The organism is Amycolatopsis sp. lyj-84, from assembly GCF_046549075.1.
GTDB lineage: Bacteria > Actinomycetota > Actinomycetes > Mycobacteriales > Pseudonocardiaceae > Amycolatopsis.
Genome location: NZ_JAJPWO010000011.1, coordinates 89,935 through 116,555, shown reverse-complemented (window position 1 = coordinate 116,555; position 26,621 = coordinate 89,935). Strand labels below are relative to the sequence as shown.

Here is a 26,621-nt window from a genome sequence, read left to right as displayed (position 1 = left end):
GCGGTACCCCGGCTCGCCCTGGTGAGGGGCCCACGGTTGCGCGACAGCGCCGGATTTCGACCGGCTTCCCCATCACGGGCGGCGGTGTTCAGTTGTCGAGCCCGCCGAGGTTAACACCCGATTACCTGCGACAGGCACCGCTGACCAGGTCGGTTGCCAGGATCACATCGCGACTCGCGCCTGGCGGTACCCCGGCGCTTGACCGGGATGAGACTCTTCGGATCGTCAATTCAGCGCGGTCGTGGGGGAAGTCCGGTGAGAGTCCGGCGCTGTCCCGCAACGGTATGCCCTCCGGGCGAGCCCGGTCACCCACGTCGCGCGGTGTCACCACCGACTCCTGTCGTGGAAATGCGGGAAGGGTTCTCATGAGACGTTTGGTCCTCGCTGTCGCCATGCTGTGCGGCATCGGACTGGTCGCCGCTCCGGCGGCGACCGCGGCCACCCACAACAAGGCGGACGCCGCCGCGGGCTGGCTCGCCAGGCAGATGGCCGACGGGGAAAGGTTCGAGGCCGACTTCGGCGGCCAGAAGTACCCCGACCAGGGCTTGACGATCGACGCGATCTTCGCGTTCGCCGCGGCCGGGGTGTCGGACACCAACGCGGGCAAGGCGATCACGTGGCTGGCGAAGCCGGAGATCACCACCGGTTACGTCGGCAGCGGCACCGAGGCCTACGCGGGCGCGCACGCCAAACTGCTGCTGGCCGCGCAGATCCGGGGCAAGAACCCGGCGGCGTTCGGCGGCGTCGACCTGAAGGCGGGACTGCTCTCACTGCTCACGCCGTCCGGCCGGTTCTCCGACCGGTCCGAGTTCGGCGACTACTCCAACGCCTTCTCGCAGTCGCTCGCCCTGCTGGCGCTGGACCGCACCCCCGCCGGCGCCCCCGCGTCGGCCGTGACGTTCCTCGCGGGCACCCAGTGCGCGGACGGCGGCTTCCCGCTGAACTTCGGCGAAGCGACCTGCGCGAGCGACGTCGACTCGACCGCGATGGTCGTGCAGGCCCTGCGCGCCACCGGTGACCCGGTGAACGCCGGCGAAGGCACCTCCTGGCTGGTCACCAAGCAGCACGCGAACGGCGGCTTCGGCGTCGGCACGAACGCGCCGAACGCCAACAGCACCGGCCTCGCCGCCGAGGCGCTGGCCGGGCACCGTCCCGCCGCCGCGGTCAAGGCGCGGGAGTTCCTGCGGTCGCTGCAGACCGGCTGCACCGGCGCCGTGGCGGACCGCGGCGCGATCGCCTACGACGCCACCGGCCTGAACCCGGCGACCGCCCCGCGCGCGACCGCGCAGGCGATCCTCGGCCTGGCGCGGGTCCCGCTGAGCGACCTGCACGGCGGTGGCCGTCCGCAGGCGCCGGTGCTCGCCTGCTCCTGACGTCACCTCGTGAGTGGCAAGGACGGTTCCAACCGTCCTTGCCACTCACGAGCCTTTAGCCTGTGCCGGTGGCTGAGTATCGAGTGGGCGAACTCGCGAACCTGGCGGGGACGTCGGTGCGGAACGTGCGCGCCTATCAGGACAGAGGACTGCTTCCCGCGCCGACGCGACGCGGGCGCGTGGCGATGTACGACGACGCGCATCTCGCCCGGCTGCGGTTGATCGTCCAGCTGCTCGAGCGCGGGTACACCCTCGCCCAGATCGAGGAAATGATCGAGACCTGGCAGCAGGGGCGGGATCTGGGCGATCTGATGGGCCTGGAGGACGCGCTCTCCCAGCCGTGGTCGGAGGAGACCCCCGAGCGGATCACCGTGACGCAGGCGCGGAAGGAGTTCGGGCGGCTGATCACCCCCGCCAACGTCAAACGTGTGCTGGCGATGGGGGTGGCCACCCGGCGGGGCGCGCATTTCGAGGTCTTCAGCCCGCAACTGCTGCAGGCTGGCCGCGAACTGCTGGCGGCGGGAGTGCCGCCGGAACAGGTCCTCGGCCTCGCCGAGACGCTGATCGAGCACACCGACGCCATCGCGACGCTGTTCCTCGACACCATCCGCCACGACGTCGTCGGCCCGCGCGGAGCGGACTGGGTGCCGGACGCGACCGAGATCTCCGACCTCACCGAACTGGTGAAACGGCTGCGGCCGCTGGCGCAGTCGGCGGTGACCGCGAGCCTGGCGCTGTCGATGAGCCGCGCCTTCCCCGAGTTCCTCGAAGAACTGGCCCAGCACCTCCGGGAGCACCAGGAGTCTTGAACATTTACATCGACCACTGTAACTTTCCATCGCGGGATGCAATCCGCGAATGAGGGAGTGGCGATGACGGCACGGACCCGGCCCCTGCGCGACCGAGAGACCGGTGCGCAGCGCTTGCTGCAGGCGAGCGCGAAGCTGTCGTACGACCCCGAAGTCGACGTGGACTGGGAAGCCCCGCTGACCGAAGGCGCGTTCTTCATCCCCGAGCGGACGGTGTCGTTGTACGGCACCGAATTGTGGGACCGGATGAGTCACGAGCAGCGCGTGGAGCTGTCCCGGCAGGAGCTGATCAACTCGGTCAGCGTCGGGATCTGGTTCGAGATCATCCTGATGCAGATGCTGCTGCGGATGTCCTACCGCGCGGATCCGACCACCGCGCACGCGCGGTACGCGCTGACCGAGGTCGCCGACGAATGCCGTCACTCGACGATGTTCGCGATGCTGATCGACAAGGTCGACGGCCGTCCGTACCGGAACAACCGCCTGTTGCACTTCACCGCGCACGCGCTGCCGCTGATCCTGCGGGGTCCGTCGATGTGGGTGGCGACGCTGATCGGCGAGGAGGTCTTCGACGCCATCCAGCGCGAGCACCTGCAGGACGAGTCGATCCAGCCGCTCGTGCGCGCCGTCATGCGGATCCACGTCACCGAAGAGGCCCGGCACGTGCGCTACGCGCGCGACGACCTGACCAGGCTGATGGCCCGCGCGTCCTGGCCGGTCAAGACGTTCACGCGGATCGTCGTGGCGATCGGCTCGATGCTGCTGTCCCGGCTGCTCTCCAGGCCCGCGCAGTACGCGCGCGCCGGTCTGGAGAACCCCCGCCGGGCGGCCGCGCTGGCCAGGCGCAGCCCGCACCGCCGGGAGGTCTTGGCCCAGGGTGCCGCGAAAATGGTGCGGTACCTGCGGGAAGTCGACCTCGTCGGCGGTCCGGGCCTGCTGCTGTGGCGGCGTTCCGGCCTGTTATGAGGCGCGCAGCGGCTCGATGGTCTTCGCCAGCTCGCCGAGGAGCTCCAAGGTCTCGGCTTCGGGCAGCGTCGGCAGGAGGAGGGAGACTTCGTCGACGCCCGCGCCTTCGAGGCGTCGCAGCAACTCGGGATCGGCCGGGGCGCCGAACACGCTGATCCGGACGTCTTCGCGGCCCTGGTCGGCGAGCCAGGACCGGACCCGGCGCAGTTCCTCCGGCGGTGTCACGAAATGCGGCAGCCAGCCGTCCGCGTGCTCGGCGAGCCGTTTGAGCCCGGCCGGTCCCTGACCGGCGACGTAGATCGGCGGATGCGGTTTCCGCACCGGCTTCGGCCAGGCGAAAACCGGGTCGAAGTCGACGTGCTCGCCGTGGAATTCGGCCTCGTCCTTGGTCCAGATCTCCTTGAGCGCCTGGAGTTGTTCGGTCAGCAGCGCGCCCCGCGTGCGCGGGTCGACGCCGTGGTTGCGCATCTCCTCGATGTTCCAGCCCGCCCCGACGCCGAAGATCACCCGCCCCTCGGAGAGCAGGTCCAGGCTGGCGACCTCCTTGGCCGTGTAGAGCACGTCGCGCTGGATCATCAGGGCGACCGCGGTGCCGAGCCGGAGGTTCGACGTGACCGTCGCGGCGGCGGCCAGCGCCACGAACGGGTCGAAGTTGCGCAGGGCCCCGCGCGGCAGCTCACCGCCGGGGTAAGGAGACTCCCTGCTGACCGGTATATGGGAGTGTTCGGGGAGATAGAGGGAGTCGAATCCCTTCTCCTCCAGAGCCGCCCCCAGCACGTGGGGCCGGATTCCTTCGTCGGTCACTGCCGTCGCGATCCCGAAGTCCATACTTCGCTACGACTCGCGTGGCGGACCCGGTATTCCCTCCAGACCGCAACTAGAGGACTAAATGCGCGAAGGGGCAAACCTCATTCCCCGGCGGCCACTCGGCGCGCGAGTTCCACGCGCGACCGGACACCCAGGGCCGTGAAGATGTTCCGCAGGTGGTGATCCACGGTCCGGTGGCTGATCACCAGCCGCCGCGCGATCTCCTTGTTCGTCTCCCCCGCCGCCACGAGCCGCGTGATGGCGTCCTGCTGCGGAGTGAGCCCGGCGAGCGAGCGGTGCGGCGCGGCGACGGTCTCGCCGGTCGCCCGCAGCCCGGCTCGGGCGCGCTCGGCGAACCGGGTCGCGCCGACGTTTTCGAAGCCGCGCAAGGCATCGCGGAACTGGTCTCGGGCGTCCCGGCTCCGCCGGTGCCGTCGCAGCAGGGTGGCGTAGGCGAACCGGGTCCTGGCGAGTTCCACCGCGCCACCCGCGCGCCGGTGCGCCTCGACGGCCAGCCGGAAGTGCCGTTCCGCCGCCTCCGGATCCGGCGCGGTCAGCGCGTGACACCGGTGGCTCAGCGCGAGCCAGCAGGGTTCCGCGCCGGCCAGGGTCCAGCGGTCGAACACCTCCAGCGCGGTCCGCGCGCGCTCGGGCCGCCCGGAAAGCACCGCCGCTTCGACGAGTTGCGGGGTGGCAAGCACGCGGATCACCGGCTGATCGCCGGAAACGCCGGAAGCGAGATCTTCGAGCCTGCTCAAGGCGTCGTCCGGCCGGTCTTCGGCCAGGTCCAGGCAGGCGTGCGCCCACGCGGCGACGGCGGCGGGCCTGCCGAGACCGCGTTCGGCGATGCCGTCGGTCGCCTCGTCCAGTTCCGGGACGCGGTCGCCGAGCAGCGCGGCGGCCAGCCCCAGCAGCGTCAGATGTTCCATCCGCAGGTTGTGGGGCGCGCGCAGACCTTCACGGGACGCCGCCCGCGCACACGGGATCCGGTCGAGCGCGATGGCCGAGAGCGACAGGTAGATCAACGCCCACGGCAGTTCCGCGTGCCGCCTGCCGAGCCGCGCGCGGCTCACGGCGGCGGCCGAGTACTCGTGCGCCCTTTCGGCGTGCCCGCGGGCGAAAGCGGCTTCGGCGGCCCAAACGGCTCCGGCGACGTCAGTGCCGGACATCCCCCTGCGGACGGCGTCCTCCAGCGGCAGGTCGGCGTCGTCGTGACGTCCGGCGTACACCGAGGTCAGACCGCGGAAGTGCGCGAAGACCAGGCCGTCCCCGGCGGGGACGGTCCGCGCCAGCGCCCGGTAACCGCTCAGATCGCCGCCGAGCCTGCGTGCCTCACCGGCCAGCAGGAGCGCGGCCGCGGGATCGGCCATCAGCTCCGCCGCCGTGCCGAGTTCGTGGGTGGCGACCGCGGGATCGCCGTCGCGCAGTTCGATTTCGCCGTGCAGCAACGCCACCGCGCCCGGCCGGGCGTCCACCCTGGACAGCAGCAGCCGTGCCCACCCCGGCCTGCCCGCCTGCCAGGCCGCGTCCGCCGCGGCCAGCAGCCGGGTCGCCCGCGCGGCCGGATCGGCGGTCAGCGCGGCGGCGCGTTCGAGGTGCCGCGCCGAGGCCGCGTGATCCACCGCGGGGGCGGCGGCGAGCGCGTCGGCGAGCGGCGCGGACGGCCCGGCTGTCGCCATCGCCCGGTGCCAGAGAGCGTCCGGGCCCTCCTCGGCGGAGGCCAGCCGCGTGTGCGCCGCCCGGCGGTCCGCCGGTGACGCCGCCGCGTACCACGTCGCCTTCCTCGCGGAAATGTCCATACAGGTGACGAGAAACCGGACTCGCTCGTCGAACCGCATCGCGTCGAGCTCGGCCGCGTAGCGGGGCAAACGCTCCTGGAGAACCGGCGACACCGGCTCCCGCCCGGCCGCCTGCGCGGGCGTCAGCGAGGCCGCCAGCGCGACCAGATCGGCCGGGTTCCCCCCGCCCAGTTCGACCAGCTGCGGACGTACCCCGGCGGGCACGCCGCGATCGCGCAACAGCTGGCAGGCGGCGGTGTCGGTCAACGGCGTCAGCTCGACGGAGTCGAACTCGTCGGATCCGGATCGCGAAGCGAGCACCATCCCGACCGGGACCCCGTCCAGCCGCCGGGCCGCGAAACCCAACGCCGCCAGGGATTCCGGGTCGATCCAGTGCGCGTCGTCGACCCAGCAGATCGCCGGTGACGGAAGGGTGGTGAGCCGATCACGCGCCTCCGCACCACTGGAAACGGGAGCGCCGAACATCCGATGCAGCGCGCCGTAGGGCAACGAACGTTCGGCCCGCAGGCCCCGCACGCCGACGAGGCGGACACCGAGGGTGGCCCGCAGCGCGGTGAGCAGCGCCGACTTGCCGAGCCCCTCCGACCCGCGGACCAGGACGGCGCGCCCGGCGATCGAGCGCAGCCCGCCGAAGAGGTCGTCCCTGCCCCGCAGCGGGTACACGACGTCCCGGACAGGCATCGGCGCCTCCTCGAAAATCCCTTTCGATGAAACACCAGGCGCAAGTGTTTCACAAGGTCCTGCTCGGCACCCGTCCTTCCACGAGTGCTCCGAGCAGCGTCGAAGCCGCGTCGAGATCCGGCGTCCGTGACGCGAGGACGTCCGAGTACAGGAACGCCTCCCCCAGCCGGACGATCGCGTAACAGAGGCTGTCGAGGCCGACAGCGGGCGCGAACCCACCGTCGTCGACATCGCGGCGCAGAAGCTCGACGTGCGCCGCGATCACCCTCGGCTGGACGCGGCCGTCCGGGTCGGTGAGCAGCCGGATCGCCAGCACGGGCTCGTCGTCGAGGAACCGGCGGAACCCGGCGCTCGCCGCGAGCACGGATCGGTACTCGCGCATGATCGCGAGACAGCGCAGTTCACCGGCCGCGTTGCGCACCACGTCGCCCTCATCGCGCTCCCAGGTGCGCATGGCGGCCGTCAGGGTGCGCTCGGACAGGTAGTAGAGGGCATCACCGAGCAGGTCCTCCCGGTTGCCGACGCGGCGGAACAGGGTGCTGCGGGAAATGCCCAGTTCCTGGGCGAAGGCTGAGGTGTCGACGCGGACGCCGCGATCGATCCACCGCGCCGCGGTGCGGACTATGTCCTCGGCTGAGGGATTCACGATCGCCGATCGTACGGGCGTCCATGACCGGGAGCGCCGCCGCGGACGAAGACTGGCGATTTCACCGATGCAGTCCGTCGCGGCCGTTTGCCACAGTCCATCACCACGGACTGTGTTCACCGGCGAACGGAGACGGCACCATGCGTAGTACGACCCGGATCCTTTGTGGACTGGCGACCGTCGCGGCACTCGCTGCCGCGCCGACGGCCTACGCCGCCGAAAACCCCTACGAACGAGGACCGGCCCCGACGGAAAGCAGCATCGAAGCCTCGCGCGGCTCGTTCGCGGTCTCGGAGACGTCGGTGTCGCGCGTGTCCGTCACCGGTTTCGGCGGCGGCACCATCTACTACCCCACCAGCACCGCGCAGGGCACCTTCGGCGCTGTCGCCGTCTCGCCGGGCTACACCGCGACGCAGTCGAGCATCGCGTGGATCGGCCCGCGGCTGGCGTCGCAGGGCTTCGTGGTGTTCACCATCGACACGAACACGATCTACGACCAGCCCGGCAGCCGCGGTGACCAGCTGCTCGCCGCGCTCGACTATCTCACCCAGCGCAGCAGCGTCCGGTCCCGCATCGACACCTCCCGGCTCGCGGTGGCCGGGCACTCGATGGGCGGTGGCGGTTCGCTCGAGGCGGCGCAGGACCGGCCGTCGCTGCAGGCCGCCGTCCCGCTCGCGCCGTGGAACACGCAGAAATCGTGGTCCTCGTTGCGGGTGCCGACGTTCGTCATCGGCGGCGAATCCGACTCGGTCGCGCCGGTGGCCTCGCACTCGATCCCGTTCTACACCAGCATTCCCGCCTCCGCGGAGAAGGCGTACATGGAACTGGACAACGCGAGCCACTTCTTCCCGAACACGGCGAACACGACCATGGCCAAGTACACGATCTCGTGGCTGAAGCGGTTCGTGGACAACGACACCCGCTACGAGCAGTTCCTGTGCCCCGCCCCGGACGACCGCGCGATCAGCGACTACCGGGACACCTGCCCGCACGCCTGAGGCGTCCAGGTCCCGGCGCACCCGCGCCGGGACCCCTTTCCCCGTTGGGAGTTCCCGCGTGACCCTGTCCACCTTCGAGATGTCCGGCGTGTCGGTGACCTTCGGCGGTCTCGTCGCGCTGTCCGACGTCTCCCTGACCGTCGCGCCGGGCCGGGTGCTCGGGGTGATCGGCCCGAACGGGGCGGGCAAGACCACGCTCTTCAACGTCGCGTGCGGTTTCGTCCGCCCCGACACCGGCGCGCTGACCTGGCGCGACACCGAACTGCGACGGCTGCGCCCGCATCATCTCGCGGGCCTCGGGATCGCCCGCAGCCTGCAGGAACTCGGCCTCTTCGGCCGGATGACCGTGCTGGACAACGTCCTCGTCGGCGCGGGCAAGCACGCGAAGGCCGGCTTCTGGTCCTCGATGCTGGGCCGCACACGGGACGAGAAGGCGCTGACAGAGCGGGCGATGGCGTACCTCGAAGACTTCGACATCGCCGACGTCGCCCACCGCTATCCCGCGAGTCTCCCCTATCCGGTCCGCAAACGGGTCGCGCTCGCGCGGGCGCTGGTCGGCGAACCGGAACTGCTGCTGCTCGACGAACCGGCGGGTGGGCTGTCGGCGGCCGAGATCGCCGACGTCGGCACGCTGGTGCGCGGCTTGACCGAGCGCATGTCGGTGATGCTCGTGGAGCACCACATGGATCTGGTGATGGGAGTGTGCGACGAGATCGTCGTACTGGACTTCGGCAAGGTGATCGCCCGCGGCACCCCGGACGAGATCCGCGCGGACCCGGCGGTGCGGGCGGCCTACCTCGGCGAGGAGGTGGCCGGTGCTGACCGTTGAGAACCTTTCGGCGGCCTACGGCCCCGTCCGGGCGCTCGATTCCGTGAGCCTGTCCGCCTCCCCCGGCGAGATCACCGCGGTACTCGGCGCGAACGGCGCGGGCAAGACCACCTTGCTGCGCACCATTTCCGGCCTCGTCCGGCCGACGGGCGGCCGCGTCACGCTCGCGGGCCGCGACCTGAGCAGAGTGTCCACAGAGGACCTTCCGGCCCTCGGTCTCGCGCAGGTGCCCGAGGGCCGCGGCGTGCTGGCCGAGCTGACCGTCGAGGAGAACCTGCGGCTCGGCGCGCTCGGATCGGGAAGCCGCGCGACGGCCTCCCAGCTCCGGCGGATCTACGAGCTCTTCCCCGTACTCGCCGATCGCAAGAACGGGCTAGCGCATGTCCTTTCCGGCGGGGAAAGGCAGATGCTGGTGATCGGCCGCGCGCTGCTGTCCCGGCCGACGGTACTGCTGCTCGACGAGCCGTCGCTCGGGCTCGCGCCGCGGATCGTGGCGCAGATCTTCGCCCTGCTGCGCGGTCTCGTCCGCGACGAGGGACTCGCCGTCGTGCTGGTCGAGCAGAACGCGCGCAGCGCGCTGTCCATCGCCGACCACGGCGTCGTGCTCAACCTCGGCGAAGTCGTCGTCCGGCGGGACGCGGCCGAACTGGTCGAGGACGACGACCTCCGGCACGCCTACCTCGGATTCTGAAAGGGAGCCTCGTGCAGCAACTGCTGACCACCGCGCTCACCGGGCTGACCCTCGGCGCGGTCTATGCCGCGTTCGCCCTGGCGCTGGTGCTGATCTGGCGGGCGACGCGGATCGTGAACTTCGCGCAGGCGCCGATGGCGATGATCACCACGTACCTCGCGCTGGTGCTGATCGACGCGGGCTGGTCGTACTGGCTCGGTTTCGCCGTCGCCCTGTTTTCGGGGCTGCTGCTCGGCGCGCTGGTGGAACGCTTCGTGGTCCGGTTCGTCTCCGGCAAACCCGAGATCAACGCCGTGATCCTCACCCTCGGGTTGTTCATCGTGCTGCACGCGCTGGCGGCGCTGGTGTTCGGCTCGCGGTACCGGTCGTTCCCGGCGCCGTTCGGGCTCACCGGCTTCGAGGTCGGTGGCACGACGATCGCGCTGACCGGGTTCGGCGTGTTCACCATCGCCGCCGTCGGCGTGGTGCTGATCGGGCTCGTGCTCCTGTTCCGCGGCACCGATCTGGGCCTGCGGATGCGGGCGGCGGCCTTCGACCGGGAAGTGGCGCGCCTGCTGGGGGTGCGGGTCGGGCGGATGCTGACGCTCGGCTGGGCGCTCGCCGCCCTCGCCGGTTCGCTGTCGGGGCTGCTGATCGCCGGCGGCGGGCTGGTTCATCCGTCCTATATGGACGGTGTGGTGGTGTACGGCTTCGTCGCGGCGGTGCTCGGCGGCCTGGACAGCCCGGTCGGCGCGGTCGTCGGCGGCGTCGCGCTCGGCCTGTCCTTGAGCCTGGTCAGCGGCTACGTCGGCGCCGAACTGGTCCCGCTCGCCGCGCTGGCCATCCTCATGGTGGTCCTGCTGCTCAAACCCGGCGGTCTGTTCGCGAGCGTCCGCGAACGGAGGGTCTGACATGCCGCGCAAACCTCTGCTGCTCGCCCTCGCCGGACTGGTCGTCGTCGTGCTCGTCCTGGAGAACACCGGCCCGTTCCTCACCGCTCAGTTCACCACCATGGCGTATTTCGCGATCGCCGCGGGCGGCTTGACCGTCCTCACTGGACTGAACGGGCAACTGTCACTCGGCCACGGGGCGCTCATGGCGGTCGGCGCGTATTCGGCCGCGCTCCTGCTGAAATCACCCGAGTCCGCCTTGCCGCTCCCGGTGATCCTCCTGGTGGCGATGGTGATCACGCTGGCCGTCGGAGCGCTCGTGGGCGTCGCGGCCGCGCGGCTGCACGGTCCGTACCTCGCGGGCGCGACGCTCGCGCTCGCCGTCGCCGTGCCGGGGATCCCGTTGTTCTTCGGCGAAGCGCTCGGCGGCGAGCAGGGGTTGACCGTCCGGATGCCGGAGATCCCCGGCTGGCTGGCGGACGCCGCGTACTTCGTCACCGGCCAGGACCTCACGCGGATCCGTTACCTCGCTTACCTTTCCTGGCTCGCCGTGATCGTCGTGTTCGTCCTGCTGGCTAACCTGTCCCGAAGCCGCGTCGGCCGCGACTGGCAGGCGGTCCGCGACGAGGACGTGGCCGCCGGACTGGCCGGGATCGACCTCGGCCGCACGAGGGTGCTGGCTTTCGTGGTCAGCGCGGGCTGCGCGGGGCTCGCCGGGGCGCTGATGGCGTTGTCGGCACGGCTGGCGGCGCCGAGCGGGTTCGCGCTGACGTTGTCGCTGCTGCTGGTTTCCGCGGTGGTGCTCGGCGGTCTGGGAAGTCTCACCGGCGCGCTCGCGGGAGCCGCGCTCCTGACGTTCCTGCCGCCGCTGGTGACCGGCGTGGGAACGGATCTCGGCCTGTCCGACGTCCAGGCCGCGCATCTGGCGCCGTTGATCTACGGCCTGGTCACCGTCCTGATCGTGCTGCTCGCACCGGCCGGCCTGGCCGGCGGGCTGCGGAAACTCACTCACCGGAGGCGAAATTCATGAAACGCTGGACCAAGGCCGTGGCCCTCTTCCTGGCCGTCACGGTCACCACCGCCTGCGGCGCGGGAGGCAGACCCGAGGGCGAAGAAAAGGGGGCGACCGTCGGCGTCACCGACACCACCGTCAAGATCGGGGCGCACTTCCCGCTGACCGGCGTGGCCGCGCCGGGCTACAGCGAAATCCCGAGCGGTCATCAGGCCTACTACGACTACGTGAACGCGAACGGCGGGATCAACGGCCGCAAGATCGAGTTCGTGGCGAAGGACGACGGCTACAACCCGACGAACACCAGCGCGGTCACCAACGAACTGGTGCTCAAGGAAGAGATCTTCGCGATGGTCGGCGGCCTCGGCACGCCGACGCACAGCGCCGTCGTCGATTTCCTCAACAGCTCGAAGGTCCCGGATCTGTTCGTGTCCTCGGGATCGCTGCGCTGGGGCGACGATCCGAAGAAGGCGCCCTTCACCTTCGGCTGGCAGCCGGACTACGAGATCGAGGGCAAGATCATCGGCGACTGGGTGCGGAAGAACCTGCCCGGCGCCAAGGTGGGCCTGTTCGTCCAGGACGACGACTTCGGCCGCGACGGCGAGAAGGGCGCGCGCCGGTATCTGGACAAGCAGATCGTGGAGGTCGCGAAGTACTCGCCGGGCAACACCGACATCGCGCCGCAGATCGCGAAACTCAAGGCCGCGGGGGCGGATCTGGTGCTGGGCTTCACCGTCCCGTCCTACACCGCGCTTTCCCAGCTGGCATCGCTGAAGATCGGCTTCAAGCCGAAATGGTTCTACAGCAACGTCGGTTCCGATCCGGCCCTGGTCGGCTCGCTGCTCGCCCGGTTCTCCGAGGGCAAGGTGACCAACGGCGCGTCCCTCATCGACGGCGTCGTCACCACCGAGTACCTGCCGGGCGTCGACGCTCCGGACAACGCGTGGACGAAGCTGTGGCGGAAGATCTGGAGCGAACACGGCAAGGGCGGCGACCTGACCAACTACCGCATCTACGGGATGGCGCAGGCGTACACCTTCGTCCAGGCGTTGCAGGCCGCCGGGCGGGACCTGACCCGCGAACGTGTCGTCGAGGTGCTCCAGCAGAACGGGAAGACGTTCGCAGGGCCGGGCCTCGCGCCGTTCCGCTACACCGGTGACAGCCACCTGGGCATCTCCGGGATGTCGGTCGTCGAACTCCACGGCGGCGCAGGCAAGGATCTGACACCGGTCCTGGTGACCGACATCGGCGAAGCCCCCATCGAGGCGGACGACTCGGCGGCCAACGACGCGCCACCGGCGAACGGGATCCCGGAGGCGAAGGCGGGCAACTGAGCGGGTCTCAGCCGGAGTAGATCTCGTCGAGGACTCGACGTGCTTCCTCGTCGGCCCGGGTACAGGCGATCAATGTCTTCCACAGAGCCCAACCGCGCCCGCGTGCCCAGGCCGCGTCGTCGACGGACAGGCGCTCACGGAACACCTTGCGGCCGTCGGCGGTCAGCATCGTCCAGGCGATGGCCAGGTCGCAGGACGGGTCGCCGACACCGCAGGTCCCGAAGTCGATGACGGCCGCGAGTTCCCCGCCGTCGAGCAGGAGGTTCCCCGGTGCGACGTCACCGTGGAACCAGACGTCCACTCCGTCCCAAGGGGCGCCCAGCGCGGTCTCCCAGTCGGCGGCATCGACGCCGCGCAACGCGGCCAGGAACCCGGCCAGGTCGAGGGCGAAGCGGACAGGGTCGGAAATCCCGCCCGCGCTCGCGGGTTCCCCGGGGAGCCATCGGTAGATCGACCACGAGAAGGGATAGCCGTCGTCAGGGCGCCCCTTCGCCAGCGGGGCGGGGATGGGCAGCGGCAGCCGGGCAGCGAGCGCCGGAAGCCACCGCTGTTCCTTGTCGACGGCCAAGGCGTACTCGGCCGCGCTCGGCAGGCGCACCACCATCGTGTCGCCGAGGCGGAAGGTGACGTTGTCCCAGCCGCTCTCGTCCACGGGCCGGACCGGAAGGGCGCTCCACTGAGGAAACTGGTCGTCGACCAGCCGTCGCACCTGGTCGACGCCGACGGTGACGCGCTGGGGCATGGGACCGAGATCCGGAGTGCCGCTCAAGGGAATCCCTCCTTCCCGACTCAAACCTGAAATTTTCTTCACGTACACCCCCCGGCTGGCGCCAAGTCACCGATGGTCACCTCAGACGTCCTACCTTTGCCCCCGTTGGTACTGGTGGAACCGAATGTGGGTGTTCTGATGGATCGCAGGTCGTTCATGCTGGCCACGGGTGGCGCGGTGGCCGCGACCACCGTGCTGGGCACCCCGGCGGAGGCCACCCCTTCCCGGGACCCCTTCGGCCCGGCCGTGCGATTCAACATCATCAGCGACATCCAGGGCGACCTCGTTGATTTCGGCAAGGCCCTGGACGACATCAACGCCACCAACCCGCGCGGCGCCGGTCTCGGCGTGGCGGGCGACATCACCCCGCGCGGCTACGACTTCGAGTACGCCCAGGTGCGGGCGATGCTGAACAAGCACCCGCACCCGAGGAACGTCGCCTGGGCCATCGGCAACCACGAGTTCTACGTGCCGAAGTGGCGGGACCCGGACACCCTCGCGCAGGAAACCTGGCCCAACGGCACCACCGAGGAATCGCTGTTCCGCAGCTTCTACAAGTTCGCCGGGCGCAACACGGCCTACTCGGAGACCTCGTTCGGCGGCGTGCCGGTGCTGTGCCTGGGCACCGAGCGCTACGCCAAGTACCACGACCCGAAGCTGTGGGACGAGGTGTGGCTCAGCGACCAGCAGTTCACCTGGCTGGAACAGCGGCTGGCGTACTGGGACCGGTGGCGCAAGCCGGTGATGGTGCTGACCCACCACCCGCTGCCGAACACCGTGTCCGGCACCCGCAACAAGCTCTACCTCAACGACTACCTCCAGGCCGACCGCCTGCTCGGCGTGCTCGGCAAGTACCGCGACGTGTTCCTGTTCTCCGGGCACACCCACTGGGACCTCACCCTGTCCGACTGGGTGACCCGCCGGGTCGTCCCCGGCAGCGGCAACCTCGAAGGCTTCACCGTGGTCAACACCGGCGCCGTGCAGACCGGCTGGGTGGACGACGGCAAGGGCGGCGAGGTCTCGCTCGGCGGCAGCTTCAACCAGGGCCTCCAGATCGAGGTGTACCACCGGGCCGTGGTGATCAAAGCGCGCGACTTCACCAGCGGAACCTGGCTCAAGCAGATCACCGTGCCGCTGCGCGACAGCCTCTGAAGGACGGATATTCGCAGGACAACGGTGTCCGGGGTTGCGACACTGACCGAATGCGGACTCTTGCCTGGGTCGGGGGAACCCTGTACGACGTCGCCGCCGGCTGGCGGACCATCCCGGTGGACGGGTCGTCCGGCAGCCGGAGGTCCGGCGACTACGGACAGCGGTTCGACGCGGTGAAGGTGTCACCGCGCGGCGATGTCGTCGCCCTGCTGGCGAGCACCGGCACGGACGGCCTGTTGCTGACCGCTGACGGAGAAGTCATCCGCGAGATCGGGCGCAGCGACTACCAAGCCGACGCGTACCGGTATCCCTTGGAGTTGTTCACGTTGCCGGACGGCCGGACCGGACTCGTGCACTGTCCGGACGAGTACAACAGGCTTGAGATCGAAGACGCCGTCACCGGTGAGCACTGGGGCGCCGGTGACGGCCGAGAGCCCTCGGATTTCTTCCACTCGCGGCTGGCCGTCTCGTCCAGCGGCCGCTATCTCCTCAGTGCCGGGTGGGCCTGGCACCCCGTCGACTGCGTGATGACCTTCGACCTGCGCCGCGCGTTGACCGATCCGGGCGTTCTCGACTCGACGGACGACGATCACCCGGCGACAAGACTGATTCTTCCCGACATCAGCGGGGCGTGCTTCATCGGAGACGACGTCGCGATCAGCACCTCCTCGGATCTCGAGCAGCCCACCGAGCCGGACGAACTCGCGGGCACCATGCTCGCCCGCTGGTCGATGACCACGAAGGAATTCTTGTGGCGCAAGCAACTCGACCACCCCGCGGGTGATCTGGTCTGCGTGGCCGGAGACATCATGGCCCTCTACGGACACCCGCGTCTGTACGACGGGAACAGCGGCGAGCTGCTCGCGGAGTGGCCCGAGCTCGCCACAGGCCACGCGGAGAGCTCGATCGTCTGGGGAAAGTCCTTCTCCGGCCCCGCGCGAATCGCCGTCGACAACGCCAACCGGCGGTTCGCCGTCACCGACGGCGAAGACGTCACGATCGTCCACCTCGGCTGACCGGACTAGGCGTCCGCCGCCGCGGCGTTCTTGGTCTTGCGGAACCGCGCGATGATCCCGGGAAGCAGCAGGAGCAGAAGCATGTAGTACCCCGCGTGCGGCACCAGCGCGGCCACGATGAACGCGGCCGCCAGCAAAGCCGTGTTGACGGCCGTGTCGAACAGCGGCGCCCGGGCCAGTTCGCTGTCCTCGTCGCGCAGAGCCGGGTCGCGCCGGATGATCAGCACCATGAGCAGTTGGAACAGAGACGCGGCCAGGATCGTGCCGATGTAGAGCGACGAGGTGAACCGGTCGTTGCCGTACGAGGCGGCCACCTCGGTCGGGAACGGCAGCACCACGATCGTCAGTACCCAGCCGAAGTTCGCCACCATCAACGGCTTGCTGTACGCCTTCACTTGCTCGAACACGTGGTGGTGCACGATCCAGAGCCGGGCGATCACCGCGAAACTGAGCAGGAAGCTGTAGATCTTCCACTGGTTCTCGCCGATCAGGGCGGCCGGGTCGAGGTGCTGTGAGACGGCATCCGAAACGGCCTCCACAAGCGGCAGGACCAGCAGGGTGATCGCGATCGCGACGACGGCGTCGGTGAAGAACACCAGCCGTTCGGGAGACCTGTTCTGGGGCATTCGGGGAGCGTAAGCGGTTCGGCTCCGTCCGGCGACGAGAGAACCGGCCCGCCCCGTCATCTGCCGAGCAGTTGTTCGAGCCCGTCCTTGATCTGCTCCGGCGTCATGCTTTGCCGCTGGTAGACGTACTGCGCGGCCGCCAGTGGTGCGAGAAGCGCATCGGCCCTGAAGTGCGCGTCGATGTCCGGCTCGATCTCGCGGATCAACGCGACCAGGTGACTTTGGTGAAGCCGGTAAGCGCCGGTGACGAACCTCGCCATCGGGGTTTCGGTCTCGGCGACCATCAGCAGCCGTCCGTGCGTTTCGAGCCTGTCCACGTACGCACTCAGGAACGCTTTGAGCCTTTGGTGCGCCGGCGCACCGGGACCGAGCGGCGGCGGCCCGCTGATGAACGCCTCCTGGAACTCGCGCTCGTTCTCGTCCAGGAGCGCCTGCGCCAACGCGCCCTTGTCCGGGAACCGCCGGTACACGGTGCCGATCCCGACACCCGCCTCCACCGCGACCTCGTCCAGCGCGAGTCCTTCGATCCCCTTGGCCGCGACGAGTTTGGCCGCGGCCCGGACGATCTTCTGCCGGTTGCGAGCCGCGTCCGCCCGCTCTACTGGCCCGGATCCTGCGATGGGAAGCACCCGCCGAGCTTAACCGGTGGACAAGTGGAACTTTCTCCAGTTAACTAAGTGGAGGAACTTCCACTTAAGGAGACGCGAATGTCCGTCGAACACTTCACCAGCTCCGGCGCTTCGACCTGGTTCCAGCGGCTTGACCAGCAGATCTTCCTCGCCGATGTCGTCGACCAGAACAGCGGCGCGGCGATGTCCGTCGGATTCGGGCGCTACCGGAGAGGCGAGAAGAACCCGTGGAAGGTGACCTACGACGAGGCACTGGTCATCACTTCCGGCGCTTTCACCGTCGAGGGTCCGTCGGGCTCGGTGACGGCGCGGGCGGGCGAGGTCATCTACCTGCGGGCCGACACCGAGGTCGTCTACGTGGCCGATGAGGACACCGAACTGGTCTACGTCACGTATCCGCACTGGCTCGCCACCACGGAAGCCTCGGCGGAAGCGCACCGGCTGGACGACTTCCACGAAGCCGAGTGAAAGGGGCCGCCTCGATGGCGGCCCCTTTTCATCGGGTCATCTCTTCCAGGAATTCCTGGGTCTCGGGATCTTCGTGGTCCCGCGCATTCCGCGGGTGAGCAAGACCTTGTGGTGTTCTTGACCAGCGCCGCGAAACGTAGCTCATCCGCCTTCTCTACCTCGGTGTCCTTGGAGTTCGCGCGCACGGCCTGCCACGTGCCGTCCCGGCGGACGAGCGCCTTGCCACAGATCACGCCCGGCCAGTCGTATTCGAAACCCTGGGTGGTAGATGCATCCCTGGCCGAACCCGCGTTCGTCCGTCGCTCCGAGGAACATGTTCCGGAACCGCCGCGCCCGTACCATTGCTTCGTCGGCCTAAGAGTTGTCCCGTAAGTGATCTTCGGGTCGCTTGGGACGCAGTCGCGCACTGCGTGGCTTGCGGACCTGTTTGTGCGAGCGGTTGTGTTCCTCCTTCCAGGCAGGGAGGTCGCGCTGACCACGTTCGCGACGATGCGGGATGATCAGGCCGGTACCCCGGTAGCCTCCGTCTGCGATCACCGTGGTGTTGCCGACCAGCACGACGAGCAGGGTGTCGGCGTCGATGACGACCTGGTGGTTGGTGGAGTACCGGTAGTTCTTCGACTGCTCGGCGATCGTCTCACCGAGGTGTTGCGGAATCACCGGCCGCCCGCCGATGGCCAGGCCACATGTCGTCGTACGCCGCATCGAAGAACTGCGCCCAGCTGACGCGGGCACGTCGCTCACCCGTCGGCCCGGGCTATACCGCAATATCCTGAGGACATGGCCGGTGATGGGTATGTCTGTCCCATTTGCGGCCACCCGTCGAGCAGGCCGTGCGCCGGCAAAGACCGTGGGCGTGTTCGTGCCCCTGTGGCGTCCCGGCCCGTGCAAGAACCCTGAGTGCCAGGCGTACTAGGCGGAAGAGGCCGAGTCGGAGCCCGTCCTCACGACGGAGCGCGGACCGGCGGTCGACAGGGCCAAGCAGCGGGACTCCGGACGCTCTTCCCGCGAGCCTGGAAAACTTCCGCGAGCGTGTAGAGAAGCGCGGGCCGGCTCCGACATCCCCTGTGAGAGCCGCCCACCAAGGGTGGCCCGAGCCGAAGGAGTGGACTCATGAAGTACCTGGTGATGGTGCAGGGCACGCAGGCGGACTACGAGGCCCAGGTGGGCAAGCCCGCCGCCGGTCTCCCGGCCTGGAGCGACGAGGATATGCAGGCGATGTTCCAGCACATGGGGGCGATCAACAACGACCTCGCCGAGACAGGCGAGTTCATCGATGCCCAGGGGCTGGCCGAGCCCGCCAGGACCCGCCTCGTCAGCGCCGGCGCGAACGGCAAGCCCGTGATCACCGACGGGCCGTACGGCGAGACCAAGGAAGTGATCGCCGGCTACTGGCTCCTGGAGTGCGAGAGCCTGGAGCGGGTCACGGAGATCGCCGCGCGGGTCACCCAGTGCCCCGTTCCCGAGGGCACGAACACGTACCCCGTCGTCATCCGGCCGCTCGGCGAAGTGTGAGCAGGGGAGACGTTTGAGACGTACGAGCGAGGTCGAGGACCTGCTGCGCCTGCATGCGCCGCAGGTCCTCGGCGCGCTCGTGCGCCGGTACGGGCACTTCGACGCCGCCGAGGACGCCGTACAGGAGGCGCTGCTGGCAGCGGCCGGGCAGTGGCCCGAGTCGGGGGTTCCGGACAATCCGCGGGGCTGGCTGATCAGGGTCGCCTCGCGGCGGCTCACGGACGCCCTGCGCAGTGATCAGGCGCGGCGGCTGCGTGAGGAGAAGGCAGCGGCGCTCACACCGCGCGACGCCTTCACCGCGCCGCCGCCCGGGCCCGATCGTGCGCCCTCCGAGGACGACACACTGACGCTGCTCTTCCTCTGTTGCCATCCGGATCTGCCCCCTCCCGCTCAGATCGCGCTGACGCTGCGGGCCGTCGGCGGTCTGACGACGGCCGAGATCGCCCGCGCGCATCTGGTGCCGGAGGCGACGATGGCCCAGCGGATCAGCCGGGCCAAGCAGCGGGTGAAGAGCACGCGTTTCGGCCGCCCCGATCACTGGGAGGAGCGGCTGCCCGCCGTCCTCCACACGCTCTACCTGATCTTCAACGAGGGCTACACGGCCACCTCCGGAGCCTCCCTCCAGCGGGCCGAACTCGCGGGCGAGGCCATCCGGCTGGCCCGTACGGTGCACCGCCTGCTGCCCGGCGACTGTGAGGTCACCGGCCTGCTCGCCCTGATGCTCCTCACCGACGCCCGCCGCGCCGCGCGGACCGGGGCGGGCGGCGAACTGATCCCCCTCGACGAGCAGGACCGCGGGCTGTGGGACAAGGCGGCGATCGAGGAGGGCGTGGCCCTGGTGACCTGGGCTCTGTCCCAACGCCGCCCCGGCCCCTACCAGTTGAGGGCGGCGATCGCCGCCGTCCACGACGAGGCGGACTCGTCCGACAGCACCGACTGGCCCGAGATCCTCGGCCTCTACGACGTCCTCGTCCACCTTGTCCCCAGCCCTGTCGAACGCCTCAACCGTGCCGTGGCCATCGCCATGGTCCACGGACCGAAGGCTGGTCTGGCCGAACTGGACGCGCTCGCACCGGAGTTGACCACAGGCCACCGCCTGGACTCGGTCCGCGCCCACCTCCTGGAATGCGCCAACGACCCCGAGGCCGCCCGAACCGCCTATGAGTCAGCCGCCGCCAAGACCCTGAGTCTCCCCGAACAGCGCTACCTCCGGGCCCGTGCGGCCCGCCTCGGCGACATCACTTAAACGTGTCGCTCGTGCCCGAGCTGACGCACATCACCGAACGCTCTCGCAACACCGGGTTCGTCACTGTGTGAGAGGCCGAGCACGCGCGGACCGCTCCTGCCACGGCGATCGCGGGACAACTCTCAGGAGGAGGAAGTCGTTGGATCTCACGGATCGGCCGGCAACAGTCACGACGCTTTTCGAGGCCCACAACAAGGCGCCGCTCCCGAGCCGGGGGCGAAGTGCCGACGTGGCAGGCTTCGACATGGTGATGCTCGATGCAGACCCAGCCGGTTGTGTCTCCGTCTGGCTGAAACGGCGAGGTCTCCTGGATGACTGGAGATGGAACGTCCTCGCCGAAGACGAACAGCGACTCATTCGGGTTATCCCTGAGCTGGACGCCTACGGTCGCGAGTACTACTAAAGACTTCTGGACATGACGGTATTGATACTGGGGGCGGACTGCCATCGCAGCAGCACTGGTAGGCCCTCGCCATCGCTTGGAGACACAGGACCCATTCGCATGCCCGCTCATGGCGCATAGCGTGCGTTCGGCTCTCTTGACGCCCGCTCCTGCCGAGATGCGGACGTCGGTCAATTGGCAGCTGGTGGGCGCGTTACTGGCCGTAGTCGGTTTTGTCGTGCTCGTGGAGCAGGAGTTGGAGGTTGAGGGCGGCCAGGGCTGTAGGGGTGAGTCCGAACATGCCGCGGAAGGTGCCGGTGAGATGCGATGGTGAGGCGAATCCCGCGTCGGCGGCAGCGCGGGTGAGATCGTGGCCGTGGGCGAAGGCCTCGGCCACGCGAAGTATCCGTGCCCACTGCACATAGCGTCGGAAGCTGGTGCCGGTCTGGTCGGAGAACTTCCGCAGGAAGTATGACCTGGACAGGCCCGCCTCGCGCGCGGCGGCCTCGGCACGCTGCGGGCGCGCCGGGTCGGCCCGGATGCGGGCCGCCGCGCTGGCGATCCGCGCATCGCCGGTGCCGACCACGGGGATGCTGGCCGCTGTCAGTACTTGCTCAAAGTCCACCTCGTCGCGGGTGGCCAGGTCGATCAGGTCCGCCTCGTGGCGGTGGCCGGTGCAAAATGCGTCGGTGGCACGCCGCATACCGCCCAGGCATCGGGACATCCGCGCCGAGGTCGGATCGAAGTAGCAGAACAGCATCCTGCCTGCGCCGTCGCGGATCTCGTGCCGGACCCTGGCGCGGAACAGGAAGCTGCGGACGGTCAGGTCCGGCACCCCGTCGGCCCGGACGGTGAAGGGCGCGTCGAGGCCGACGCCCAGACAGGCGATCGCCGAGGAGTGGGGGCCGAGGCGCAGCAGGGGGCCAATGTAGACGGCGTGCCCGAGCCGAAGCCACAGCTGTACGGCAGCGCACGTTTGTGGAAGTGCGGGAGCGGTCATGTGATCAAGAATAAGCGTCGTGCGACGGAGCAACCGCCGCTTTCGTGGAGGACAGCATGGCTGACGACGTAGCCCTGCATCGACGAGATCCGCCCGGTGGCGACCGTGATGGCCGGCCCTGGCCACAACTTCGCACGTACTCCGGCAAGTCGAGTAGTGACTGCCTATGGCGGAATGAGGCCGTCGCCGACGCGGCATGACTCCGGCTCATCGCATCTCTCGTCGCATCACAATAATTCTTGCGACTTCTCGAACACCATTCCTGACAACCAAGACCAGCACGCACGGAAGAGACATCCACATGCAAGAGTCCGAACAGTTCGTCGCAAACTTCATCGACTTCTGGAACGACCCATCTCCCCAGCGGATACCAGAGATCTTGCACCCGGACGTCGTGTTGACCCAGCCGTTGGCCGCACCGATACGGGGGATAGCGGCCGCACAGGAAGAGTTCCGGCGGATCTGGTGCTTTTTGCCCGACCTGCGCGCACAGGTGGACCGGTGGCGCGGCGACGCGGATCTGCTGTTCATCGAACTCCGGCTGCGCGCTCACGTCGGGCGTGACCTAATCGAATGGCCGAACATCGACCGGTTCATATTGCGCGGCAGCAAGGCGATCGAGCGGATGAACTACTTCGACCCTTTGCCGCTACTGCCGACGATACTCAAACACCCCTCACTATGGCAACGCTGGTGGACATCCGGAGCGGCGCGGCCCTGGCTCACCGGGCATCGAATCGCCGACTACAGCGGCCGGGTCAACGCGATCGAGGACTGAACTTCAAACTTTTGGACCACTCCGGCGTCGAATCGTCCGCACAAACGACCGCCGGTTCTGGATACGCCGACACACATGGCCCGGCAACCATCCTCTTCTGCCGCAGAGCGGGTGTTCAGCCTTGCCGTTGCCCCGGTCGAACCGGGAGATCGAAGGCGCCGGAAATCGCCCGTGTCGGGGCGGAGAAACCGCTGAATGCGTCAGGCGCGATCAGCATCCACCATCGTTACCGCCGGGTGATCGTGGACCACGGCTGACTCGGTCACATCAACGAAGTGTCAGCATTGGCTCACTGGATACGGCTCACCTTCGAAGAAAATCTGTGTGATGGCGGCATTGATGTGGCAATCGTGTAGGTACGGGCGTTGCTGCATGTACGCCACAGCGGCGGCGGTGAGGGTTACCGCCGCCTTGCCTTCACGGGTAATGCCCGATGGCTCGTCCAGGCTGAGTAGCCATTCGGCGTAGTGCTCGCCCACATGGGCCACGTAGGTCCGCGGATCATTTCGGGCCAGGTAGGCAGCGTTCCTGGAACGTTCCGGCCCGCGCATGCGTCCTCCTGCAGATCGTTCACGAACCCATCGCCTTGCGGGTGGGACGGCTAGCTGCGACCCGGACCCTGATGGCCAGCGTCCCACAATGAGCGGCTACCGGGCCAACTTTTCGGGAACGCTCCCTCATTCCGCATGTCGCGCGCTCATGCCGATGAGCGCACCTTCGGTGTGACCGGTATCCGGTCGTACCGCCAATCGGTTCGCGCGGGATGTCGGCGTGCCCGCGGCTGAGCACGCTGTTACCGAGGCAGTCCCATGGTGCCGGCCCACTGCGAGACGGCTCGGTGGTAGTCGGGTGCGTTGGGTGCGTAGTTGATCGAATGGCCGAAGCCGGGCAGTACATAGGTCCGCAGCCGTGCCGACGCGGAGTAGTACGGCGCCTCGGATTGGCGCAGGCCGGCCGAGGAGGTGCAGTCGGTCGCGAGCGGGCCACAGAGGCCGACGTCCCCGCCGCCGAGTACGACCAGCACCGGCACGGTGATCCGCCTGGTGTACGGGAGCACGGTGGCGAGGGCGGCGGCGTCGAGCAGTTCGCCGGGGGCGACGACGTCCTTGGTGGCCTCGTCGTAGGCGGTCATCCCGGGGACGTCGGGTCCGGGTGCGTGGAATGCCGCGTATCTGGTGCCTGGCCGGGTGGTCAGGTAGGTGGGATCGAGCCCCCGCAGCGACATCACCGGGTCGAGCGCGACGGGGATGAACGAGCCGAGGACGATCAGCGCGCCGGGGGGATTGATGCGGTGTGCCAGCCCGGTGATCAGCACGCCGTCGACGTCATGGTAAGTGCCTGCTTCGAGCACGGTGATGGCGGAACCGAGCGAGTGTCCGCCGAGAATCACCTTGTCGAACCGCGAGCCGAGGTCGCCGTGCCGGATCGCCTGGATCACCTGGTGTACCACGTCGGCTTCGGTGAACGCGGTCAGCAGTGCGCTGGGTGGTTTGGAGCTGGCGCCGGTACCGAGCCGGTCGATGGCAAAGGTGGCGTAGCCGGCCTTGTTCATCGCGAGCCGGAAAGAATGCGTTTCCGGGGTGCGTGCGGAGTCCCAGTACGCACTGTTGTAGGTGGCGCCGGGGACCAGGACCTGAACGGTTCGCGCGCCCTGCGGCGGTTCGCACAGCCTGCCGTGCACGGTCTGGGGAAGCAGCCCGGCCAGCCGCACCGGGATGGCCACGTCCCGGCAGGACGCCGAATCGGCCTGCGCCTGCGCGGGCGTCAGCAGTGACCCGGCCAGCAGGATGGCGGAAAACGCCGCGCCGGCACGGCGCTTCACTCTGCCATGACGCCAATGCATGAAAACGAACCTCCACTGAAATAATGTGTTTCGACGATTATCGGAAGCGCGGGACGACCGTCATCGGCAGCCGGTTCGGGTACGCGGTGGTCGTGTACTTCACCCGGACCGGCTTGCCCGGGACGGGAACCAGCCGCCATCGCGCGGCGATCGTGGCCACGACGATCGCGATCTCGGTCATGGCGAAGGAATTCCCGATGCATTGGTGGGCACCCGCGCTGAACGGGATGTAGGCCCCGCGGGGCAGATCCTTGGCTCGCTCCCCCGCCCAGCGGTCCGGGTCGAAACGATCGGGGTGGTCGTGGAACCTCGGATCGAAATGCATGGCGTGCGGGCTGATGATCACCTCGGTGCCCGGAGACAGGCGCACACCGCCGAGATCGACTTCCGTGGTGACCCGGCGCATGAGGATCCACAGTGGATACATCCGCAGGACCTCGTTGACGACCTGCCGCGTGTAGACCAGCCGTGGCACGTCCTCGGCGGTGGCCTGCCTGCCGCCGAGCACCTCGTCGATCTCGTTGTGGAGCTTCTGCTCGACCTCGGGGTGGCGGGCGATTTCGTGGAACAGCCAGGAAAGCGCCAGCGCACTGGTCTCGATCCCCGCGGTGAGCAGGGTGATGACCTCGTCGCGCACCTGCTCGTCGGTCATCCCCTCGCCCGTGTCGGCGTCCCTGGCCAGCAGCAGCATGGTCAGCAGGTCGCTCCGGTCGGCCTGCTCGGCACGCCGGTTGTCGATGAGCTCCTCCACGATCGCGCGCATGCGGTCGACGGCCCTGTCGAACCGCCGGTTGGCCGGAACGGGGAGCTTCTCCACGAACGCGGGCGAGAGCAGACGGATCATGCCGTACTTGAGGATGATCGGGATCGACCTGCGGGCCTCCTCGGTCGCGGCTTCGCCCATTTCGGCGGAGAACAGCGCCTCGCCGACGGTGGTGACCGCGAGTGCCTGCATGTCGTGGTCCACCCTGCGCACCTCGCCCGGCTTCCACGGTCTGATCAGATCGGCGGCCGCTCTCGTCATGATCTCGGCGTACCCCGCGATGGCGGTGTGGTGGAAAGCAGGTTGCATCAACCGGCGCTGCCGCAGGTGAAGAACACCGTCGGAGAGAGCGAGCCCGTTGCCGACGAACGGGCGGAACTTCTCGAACATCGCGCCCTTGCGGAAATTGCTCCCGTCGGTGACCAGCACCTGGTGCGTCAATTCCGGACTGGTCAGGAAATACGTTTCCATCGGGCCGAGGTAGACCCGCACCACGTCTCCGTGCGCGTACAACGACGACGTGAATCCGAAGCGACGCCGCAACATCGCAGGAGTGTGTCCGATCAACGGCCAACGACCGGGCGCAACCGGTACGGGCATCCGGACTCCATCGCCGACGCGGAAGGGGAAAGAACACGCTAGCGCCATTCGGCGGCAGCTCACAGCACTCAATCGGGTGACTACGCGGCCGCGAACCGATCACATGCCGGGCTGAGTAAGCTCGACGGCTCTCCAAGGAAAAGCGATGGGATCGAGGTGTTGACACTGACGCGACTTCCGGACTGGGTCCCACCGGGCACCGACGAAACAGTGCCCAGTGCCGCCCGGATGTACGACTACATGCTGGGCGGCGGCCACAACTTCGCCGTCGACCGCGAAGCCGCCACGCGGGCCGAGCAAGTCGTGCCCTACGCCCGGGGTGTGGCGAGACTCAACCGCGCGTTCCTCCGACGGGCTGTCCGGTTCATGATCGACCAGGGCGTCCGCCAGTTCCTCGACATCGGTTCGGGCGTGCCGACCGTCGGCAACGTGCACGAAATCGCACAGGACGCCGACCCGGAATGCCGGGTGGTGTATGTGGACCACGATCCCGTCGCGGTCGCGCACAGCCAACTGATCCTCGCCGGGAACGACCACGCCACCGCACTCAAGGCCGACGCCCGTGACCCCTCACGGATCCTCAGCGATCCTCAGCTGCGTCGGCAGCTGAATCTCGACGAGCCGATCGGCATGCTGTTCCTGTGCATGCTGCACTGGATCCCGGACGAATCCGACCCGGGTGGCCTCATGCGCCACTACATCGACGCGATGGCTTCCGAAAGCTACCTGGCGATCACCCACATCACCGAGGACTACCTGCCTTACCAGGTCCGGGAAGCACTCAGGATCGCGACAAAGGGCGGCGACCAGGTCACGCCACGCCCCTACGATGAGGTGCTCACCATGTTCGGCGACCTCGAACTGCTCGAACCCGGTCTGGTCGGATGCGGCACCTGGCGCCCCGCCGGGCCCGGCGACATCGCCGAGGACCCGACACTGAACCAGGTTCTCTACGCCGGAATGGCACGCAAATCCTGAAGCGGGACTCCGGCCGCCGAGACAACTGTCCATTAAGGACAT

27 protein-coding genes, 1 pseudogene and 2 riboswitches are annotated in these 26,621 nt (G+C 68.7%); of the genes and pseudogenes, 17 read left to right on the top strand and 11 right to left on the bottom strand.

Annotation, left to right across the window (positions count from 1 at the left end):
• Positions 1 to 2 precede the first annotated feature (2 nt).
• Positions 3 to 70, bottom strand: a riboswitch (cobalamin riboswitch).
• A 130-nt stretch (positions 71 to 200) separates the two neighbouring features.
• Positions 201 to 332: riboswitch (cobalamin riboswitch) on the top strand.
• A 33-nt stretch (positions 333 to 365) separates the two neighbouring features.
• From ACLJRM_RS30260 to ACLJRM_RS30250, 3 genes are all read left to right on the top strand, one after another.
• Positions 366 to 1,373 carry a prenyltransferase/squalene oxidase repeat-containing protein gene (locus tag ACLJRM_RS30260; protein ID WP_233224221.1) on the top strand — a complete coding sequence of 336 codons (1,008 nt, stop codon included), beginning with the start codon at positions 366 to 368 and terminating at the stop codon, positions 1,371 to 1,373.
• Between the two features lie 68 nt (positions 1,374 to 1,441).
• On the top strand, positions 1,442 to 2,182 hold the full coding sequence (locus ACLJRM_RS30255) for a MerR family transcriptional regulator (RefSeq protein WP_158255824.1): 741 nt from the start codon (positions 1,442 to 1,444) through the stop codon (positions 2,180 to 2,182).
• Between the two features lie 63 nt (positions 2,183 to 2,245).
• Positions 2,246 to 3,148: an AurF N-oxygenase family protein gene (locus tag ACLJRM_RS30250; protein ID WP_101608900.1), complete on the top strand. Its 903-nt coding sequence runs from the start codon at positions 2,246 to 2,248 to the stop codon at positions 3,146 to 3,148.
• Here ACLJRM_RS30250 and ACLJRM_RS30245 read toward each other — a convergent pair.
• From ACLJRM_RS30245 to ACLJRM_RS30235, 3 genes are all read right to left on the bottom strand, one after another.
• Positions 3,143 to 3,976, bottom strand: a complete 834-nt coding sequence (locus ACLJRM_RS30245; protein ID WP_101608901.1) for an LLM class F420-dependent oxidoreductase — start codon at positions 3,974 to 3,976, stop codon at positions 3,143 to 3,145. The genes ACLJRM_RS30250 and ACLJRM_RS30245 overlap by 6 nt on opposite strands.
• A gap of 80 nt (positions 3,977 to 4,056) precedes the next feature.
• The gene (locus tag ACLJRM_RS30240; protein WP_410664990.1) at positions 4,057 to 6,435 is read right to left on the bottom strand and encodes a helix-turn-helix transcriptional regulator; all 2,379 of its coding nucleotides are present in this window, start codon (positions 6,433 to 6,435) and stop codon (positions 4,057 to 4,059) included.
• Between the two features lie 49 nt (positions 6,436 to 6,484).
• Positions 6,485 to 7,081: a QsdR family transcriptional regulator gene (locus ACLJRM_RS30235; protein ID WP_101608903.1), complete on the bottom strand. Its 597-nt coding sequence runs from the start codon at positions 7,079 to 7,081 to the stop codon at positions 6,485 to 6,487.
• Positions 7,082 to 7,221: 140 nt separating this feature from the next.
• Here ACLJRM_RS30235 and ACLJRM_RS30230 point away from each other — a divergent pair, with 140 nt between their 5' ends.
• Genes ACLJRM_RS30230 through ACLJRM_RS30205 form a run of 6 tightly spaced genes read left to right on the top strand, consistent with a single transcriptional unit; the run spans position 7,222 to position 12,814 of the window.
• Positions 7,222 to 8,079: an alpha/beta hydrolase family protein gene (locus ACLJRM_RS30230; protein WP_101608904.1), complete on the top strand. Its 858-nt coding sequence runs from the start codon at positions 7,222 to 7,224 to the stop codon at positions 8,077 to 8,079.
• A 58-nt stretch (positions 8,080 to 8,137) separates the two neighbouring features.
• Entirely contained in the window at positions 8,138 to 8,908 is a 771-nt protein-coding gene (locus tag ACLJRM_RS30225) for an ABC transporter ATP-binding protein (protein WP_410599278.1), read from the top strand.
• The gene (locus ACLJRM_RS30220) at positions 8,895 to 9,599 is read left to right on the top strand and encodes an ABC transporter ATP-binding protein (protein ID WP_101613306.1); all 705 of its coding nucleotides are present in this window, start codon (positions 8,895 to 8,897) and stop codon (positions 9,597 to 9,599) included. Before ACLJRM_RS30225 ends, ACLJRM_RS30220 begins: the two co-directional genes overlap by 14 nt.
• An 11-nt stretch (positions 9,600 to 9,610) precedes the next feature.
• Positions 9,611 to 10,489 carry a branched-chain amino acid ABC transporter permease gene (locus ACLJRM_RS30215; protein ID WP_410599280.1) on the top strand — a complete coding sequence of 293 codons (879 nt, stop codon included), beginning with the start codon at positions 9,611 to 9,613 and terminating at the stop codon, positions 10,487 to 10,489.
• 1 nt (position 10,490) lies between these two features.
• Complete coding sequence (locus ACLJRM_RS30210) at positions 10,491 to 11,498, top strand: branched-chain amino acid ABC transporter permease (RefSeq protein ID WP_410664989.1); 1,008 nt, start codon at positions 10,491 to 10,493, stop codon at positions 11,496 to 11,498.
• On the top strand, positions 11,495 to 12,814 hold the full coding sequence (locus ACLJRM_RS30205; RefSeq protein ID WP_410664988.1) for an ABC transporter substrate-binding protein: 1,320 nt from the start codon (positions 11,495 to 11,497) through the stop codon (positions 12,812 to 12,814). The genes ACLJRM_RS30210 and ACLJRM_RS30205 overlap by 4 nt, the downstream gene beginning before the upstream one ends.
• 7 nt (positions 12,815 to 12,821) lie before the next feature.
• Here ACLJRM_RS30205 and ACLJRM_RS30200 read toward each other — a convergent pair whose 3' ends face one another.
• The gene (locus tag ACLJRM_RS30200) at positions 12,822 to 13,556 is read right to left on the bottom strand and encodes an aminoglycoside phosphotransferase family protein (protein WP_410665083.1); all 735 of its coding nucleotides are present in this window, start codon (positions 13,554 to 13,556) and stop codon (positions 12,822 to 12,824) included.
• Positions 13,557 to 13,721: 165 nt separating this feature from the next.
• On the opposite strand from ACLJRM_RS30200, the gene ACLJRM_RS30195 reads away from it, so the two are divergent.
• Together ACLJRM_RS30195 and ACLJRM_RS30190 are read left to right on the top strand one after the other, a co-directional pair.
• Positions 13,722 to 14,735 (top strand): metallophosphoesterase family protein, encoded by a 1,014-nt coding sequence (locus tag ACLJRM_RS30195; protein WP_101608909.1) that lies wholly within the window; start codon positions 13,722 to 13,724, stop codon positions 14,733 to 14,735.
• 50 nt (positions 14,736 to 14,785) lie between these two features.
• Positions 14,786 to 15,751 (top strand): hypothetical protein, encoded by a 966-nt coding sequence (locus ACLJRM_RS30190; RefSeq protein WP_410664987.1) that lies wholly within the window; start codon positions 14,786 to 14,788, stop codon positions 15,749 to 15,751.
• 5 nt (positions 15,752 to 15,756) lie between these two features.
• On the opposite strand, the gene ACLJRM_RS30185 is transcribed toward ACLJRM_RS30190, so the two are convergent.
• Both ACLJRM_RS30185 and ACLJRM_RS30180 read right to left on the bottom strand, forming a co-directional pair.
• Positions 15,757 to 16,377 (bottom strand): TMEM175 family protein, encoded by a 621-nt coding sequence (locus ACLJRM_RS30185; RefSeq protein ID WP_410664986.1) that lies wholly within the window; start codon positions 16,375 to 16,377, stop codon positions 15,757 to 15,759.
• Between the two features lie 56 nt (positions 16,378 to 16,433).
• A complete protein-coding gene (locus tag ACLJRM_RS30180; RefSeq protein ID WP_410664985.1) occupies positions 16,434 to 17,006 on the bottom strand; it encodes a TetR/AcrR family transcriptional regulator in 573 nt (190 codons plus the stop codon).
• Between the two features lie 78 nt (positions 17,007 to 17,084).
• Between ACLJRM_RS30180 and ACLJRM_RS30175 the strand changes: the two genes are divergently transcribed.
• Positions 17,085 to 17,474: a cupin gene (locus tag ACLJRM_RS30175; protein ID WP_410664984.1), complete on the top strand. Its 390-nt coding sequence runs from the start codon at positions 17,085 to 17,087 to the stop codon at positions 17,472 to 17,474.
• Positions 17,475 to 17,891: 417 nt separating this feature from the next.
• Here the strand turns inward: ACLJRM_RS30175 and ACLJRM_RS30170 are convergent.
• Positions 17,892 to 18,110, bottom strand: a pseudogene (locus ACLJRM_RS30170) (IS5/IS1182 family transposase); the annotation flags it as partial.
• Between the two features lie 477 nt (positions 18,111 to 18,587).
• Between ACLJRM_RS30170 and ACLJRM_RS30165 the strand changes: the two are divergent.
• From ACLJRM_RS30165 to ACLJRM_RS30155, 3 genes are all read left to right on the top strand, one after another.
• Entirely contained in the window at positions 18,588 to 18,989 is a 402-nt protein-coding gene (locus ACLJRM_RS30165) for a YciI family protein (RefSeq protein ID WP_410664983.1), read from the top strand.
• 13 nt (positions 18,990 to 19,002) lie between these two features.
• A complete protein-coding gene (locus ACLJRM_RS30160) occupies positions 19,003 to 20,235 on the top strand; it encodes an RNA polymerase sigma factor (protein ID WP_410664982.1) in 1,233 nt (410 codons plus the stop codon).
• A gap of 139 nt (positions 20,236 to 20,374) precedes the next feature.
• Positions 20,375 to 20,638 carry a hypothetical protein gene (locus ACLJRM_RS30155; RefSeq protein ID WP_410664981.1) on the top strand — a complete coding sequence of 88 codons (264 nt, stop codon included), beginning with the start codon at positions 20,375 to 20,377 and terminating at the stop codon, positions 20,636 to 20,638.
• A 193-nt stretch (positions 20,639 to 20,831) separates the two neighbouring features.
• Here ACLJRM_RS30155 and ACLJRM_RS30150 read toward each other — a convergent pair whose 3' ends face one another.
• Positions 20,832 to 21,617 (bottom strand): helix-turn-helix domain-containing protein, encoded by a 786-nt coding sequence (locus ACLJRM_RS30150; RefSeq protein ID WP_101608917.1) that lies wholly within the window; start codon positions 21,615 to 21,617, stop codon positions 20,832 to 20,834.
• A gap of 301 nt (positions 21,618 to 21,918) precedes the next feature.
• On the opposite strand from ACLJRM_RS30150, the gene ACLJRM_RS30145 reads away from it, so the two are divergent.
• Entirely contained in the window at positions 21,919 to 22,395 is a 477-nt protein-coding gene (locus ACLJRM_RS30145; RefSeq protein WP_410664980.1) for a nuclear transport factor 2 family protein, read from the top strand.
• A 278-nt stretch (positions 22,396 to 22,673) separates the two neighbouring features.
• Here ACLJRM_RS30145 and ACLJRM_RS30140 read toward each other — a convergent pair whose 3' ends face one another.
• The 3 genes from ACLJRM_RS30140 to ACLJRM_RS30130 all read right to left on the bottom strand — a co-directional run bounded on the left by ACLJRM_RS30140 (position 22,674) and on the right by ACLJRM_RS30130 (position 25,601).
• Positions 22,674 to 22,946 carry a hypothetical protein gene (locus tag ACLJRM_RS30140; protein WP_101608919.1) on the bottom strand — a complete coding sequence of 91 codons (273 nt, stop codon included), beginning with the start codon at positions 22,944 to 22,946 and terminating at the stop codon, positions 22,674 to 22,676.
• Positions 22,947 to 23,188: 242 nt separating this feature from the next.
• A complete protein-coding gene (locus ACLJRM_RS30135) occupies positions 23,189 to 24,217 on the bottom strand; it encodes an alpha/beta hydrolase (protein WP_410664979.1) in 1,029 nt (342 codons plus the stop codon).
• Between the two features lie 58 nt (positions 24,218 to 24,275).
• Positions 24,276 to 25,601, bottom strand: a complete 1,326-nt coding sequence (locus ACLJRM_RS30130) for a cytochrome P450 (protein WP_410664978.1) — start codon at positions 25,599 to 25,601, stop codon at positions 24,276 to 24,278.
• Between the two features lie 156 nt (positions 25,602 to 25,757).
• Between ACLJRM_RS30130 and ACLJRM_RS30125 the strand changes: the two genes are divergently transcribed.
• Complete coding sequence (locus ACLJRM_RS30125) at positions 25,758 to 26,579, top strand: SAM-dependent methyltransferase (RefSeq protein WP_101608922.1); 822 nt, start codon at positions 25,758 to 25,760, stop codon at positions 26,577 to 26,579.
• Positions 26,580 to 26,621 lie beyond the last annotated feature (42 nt).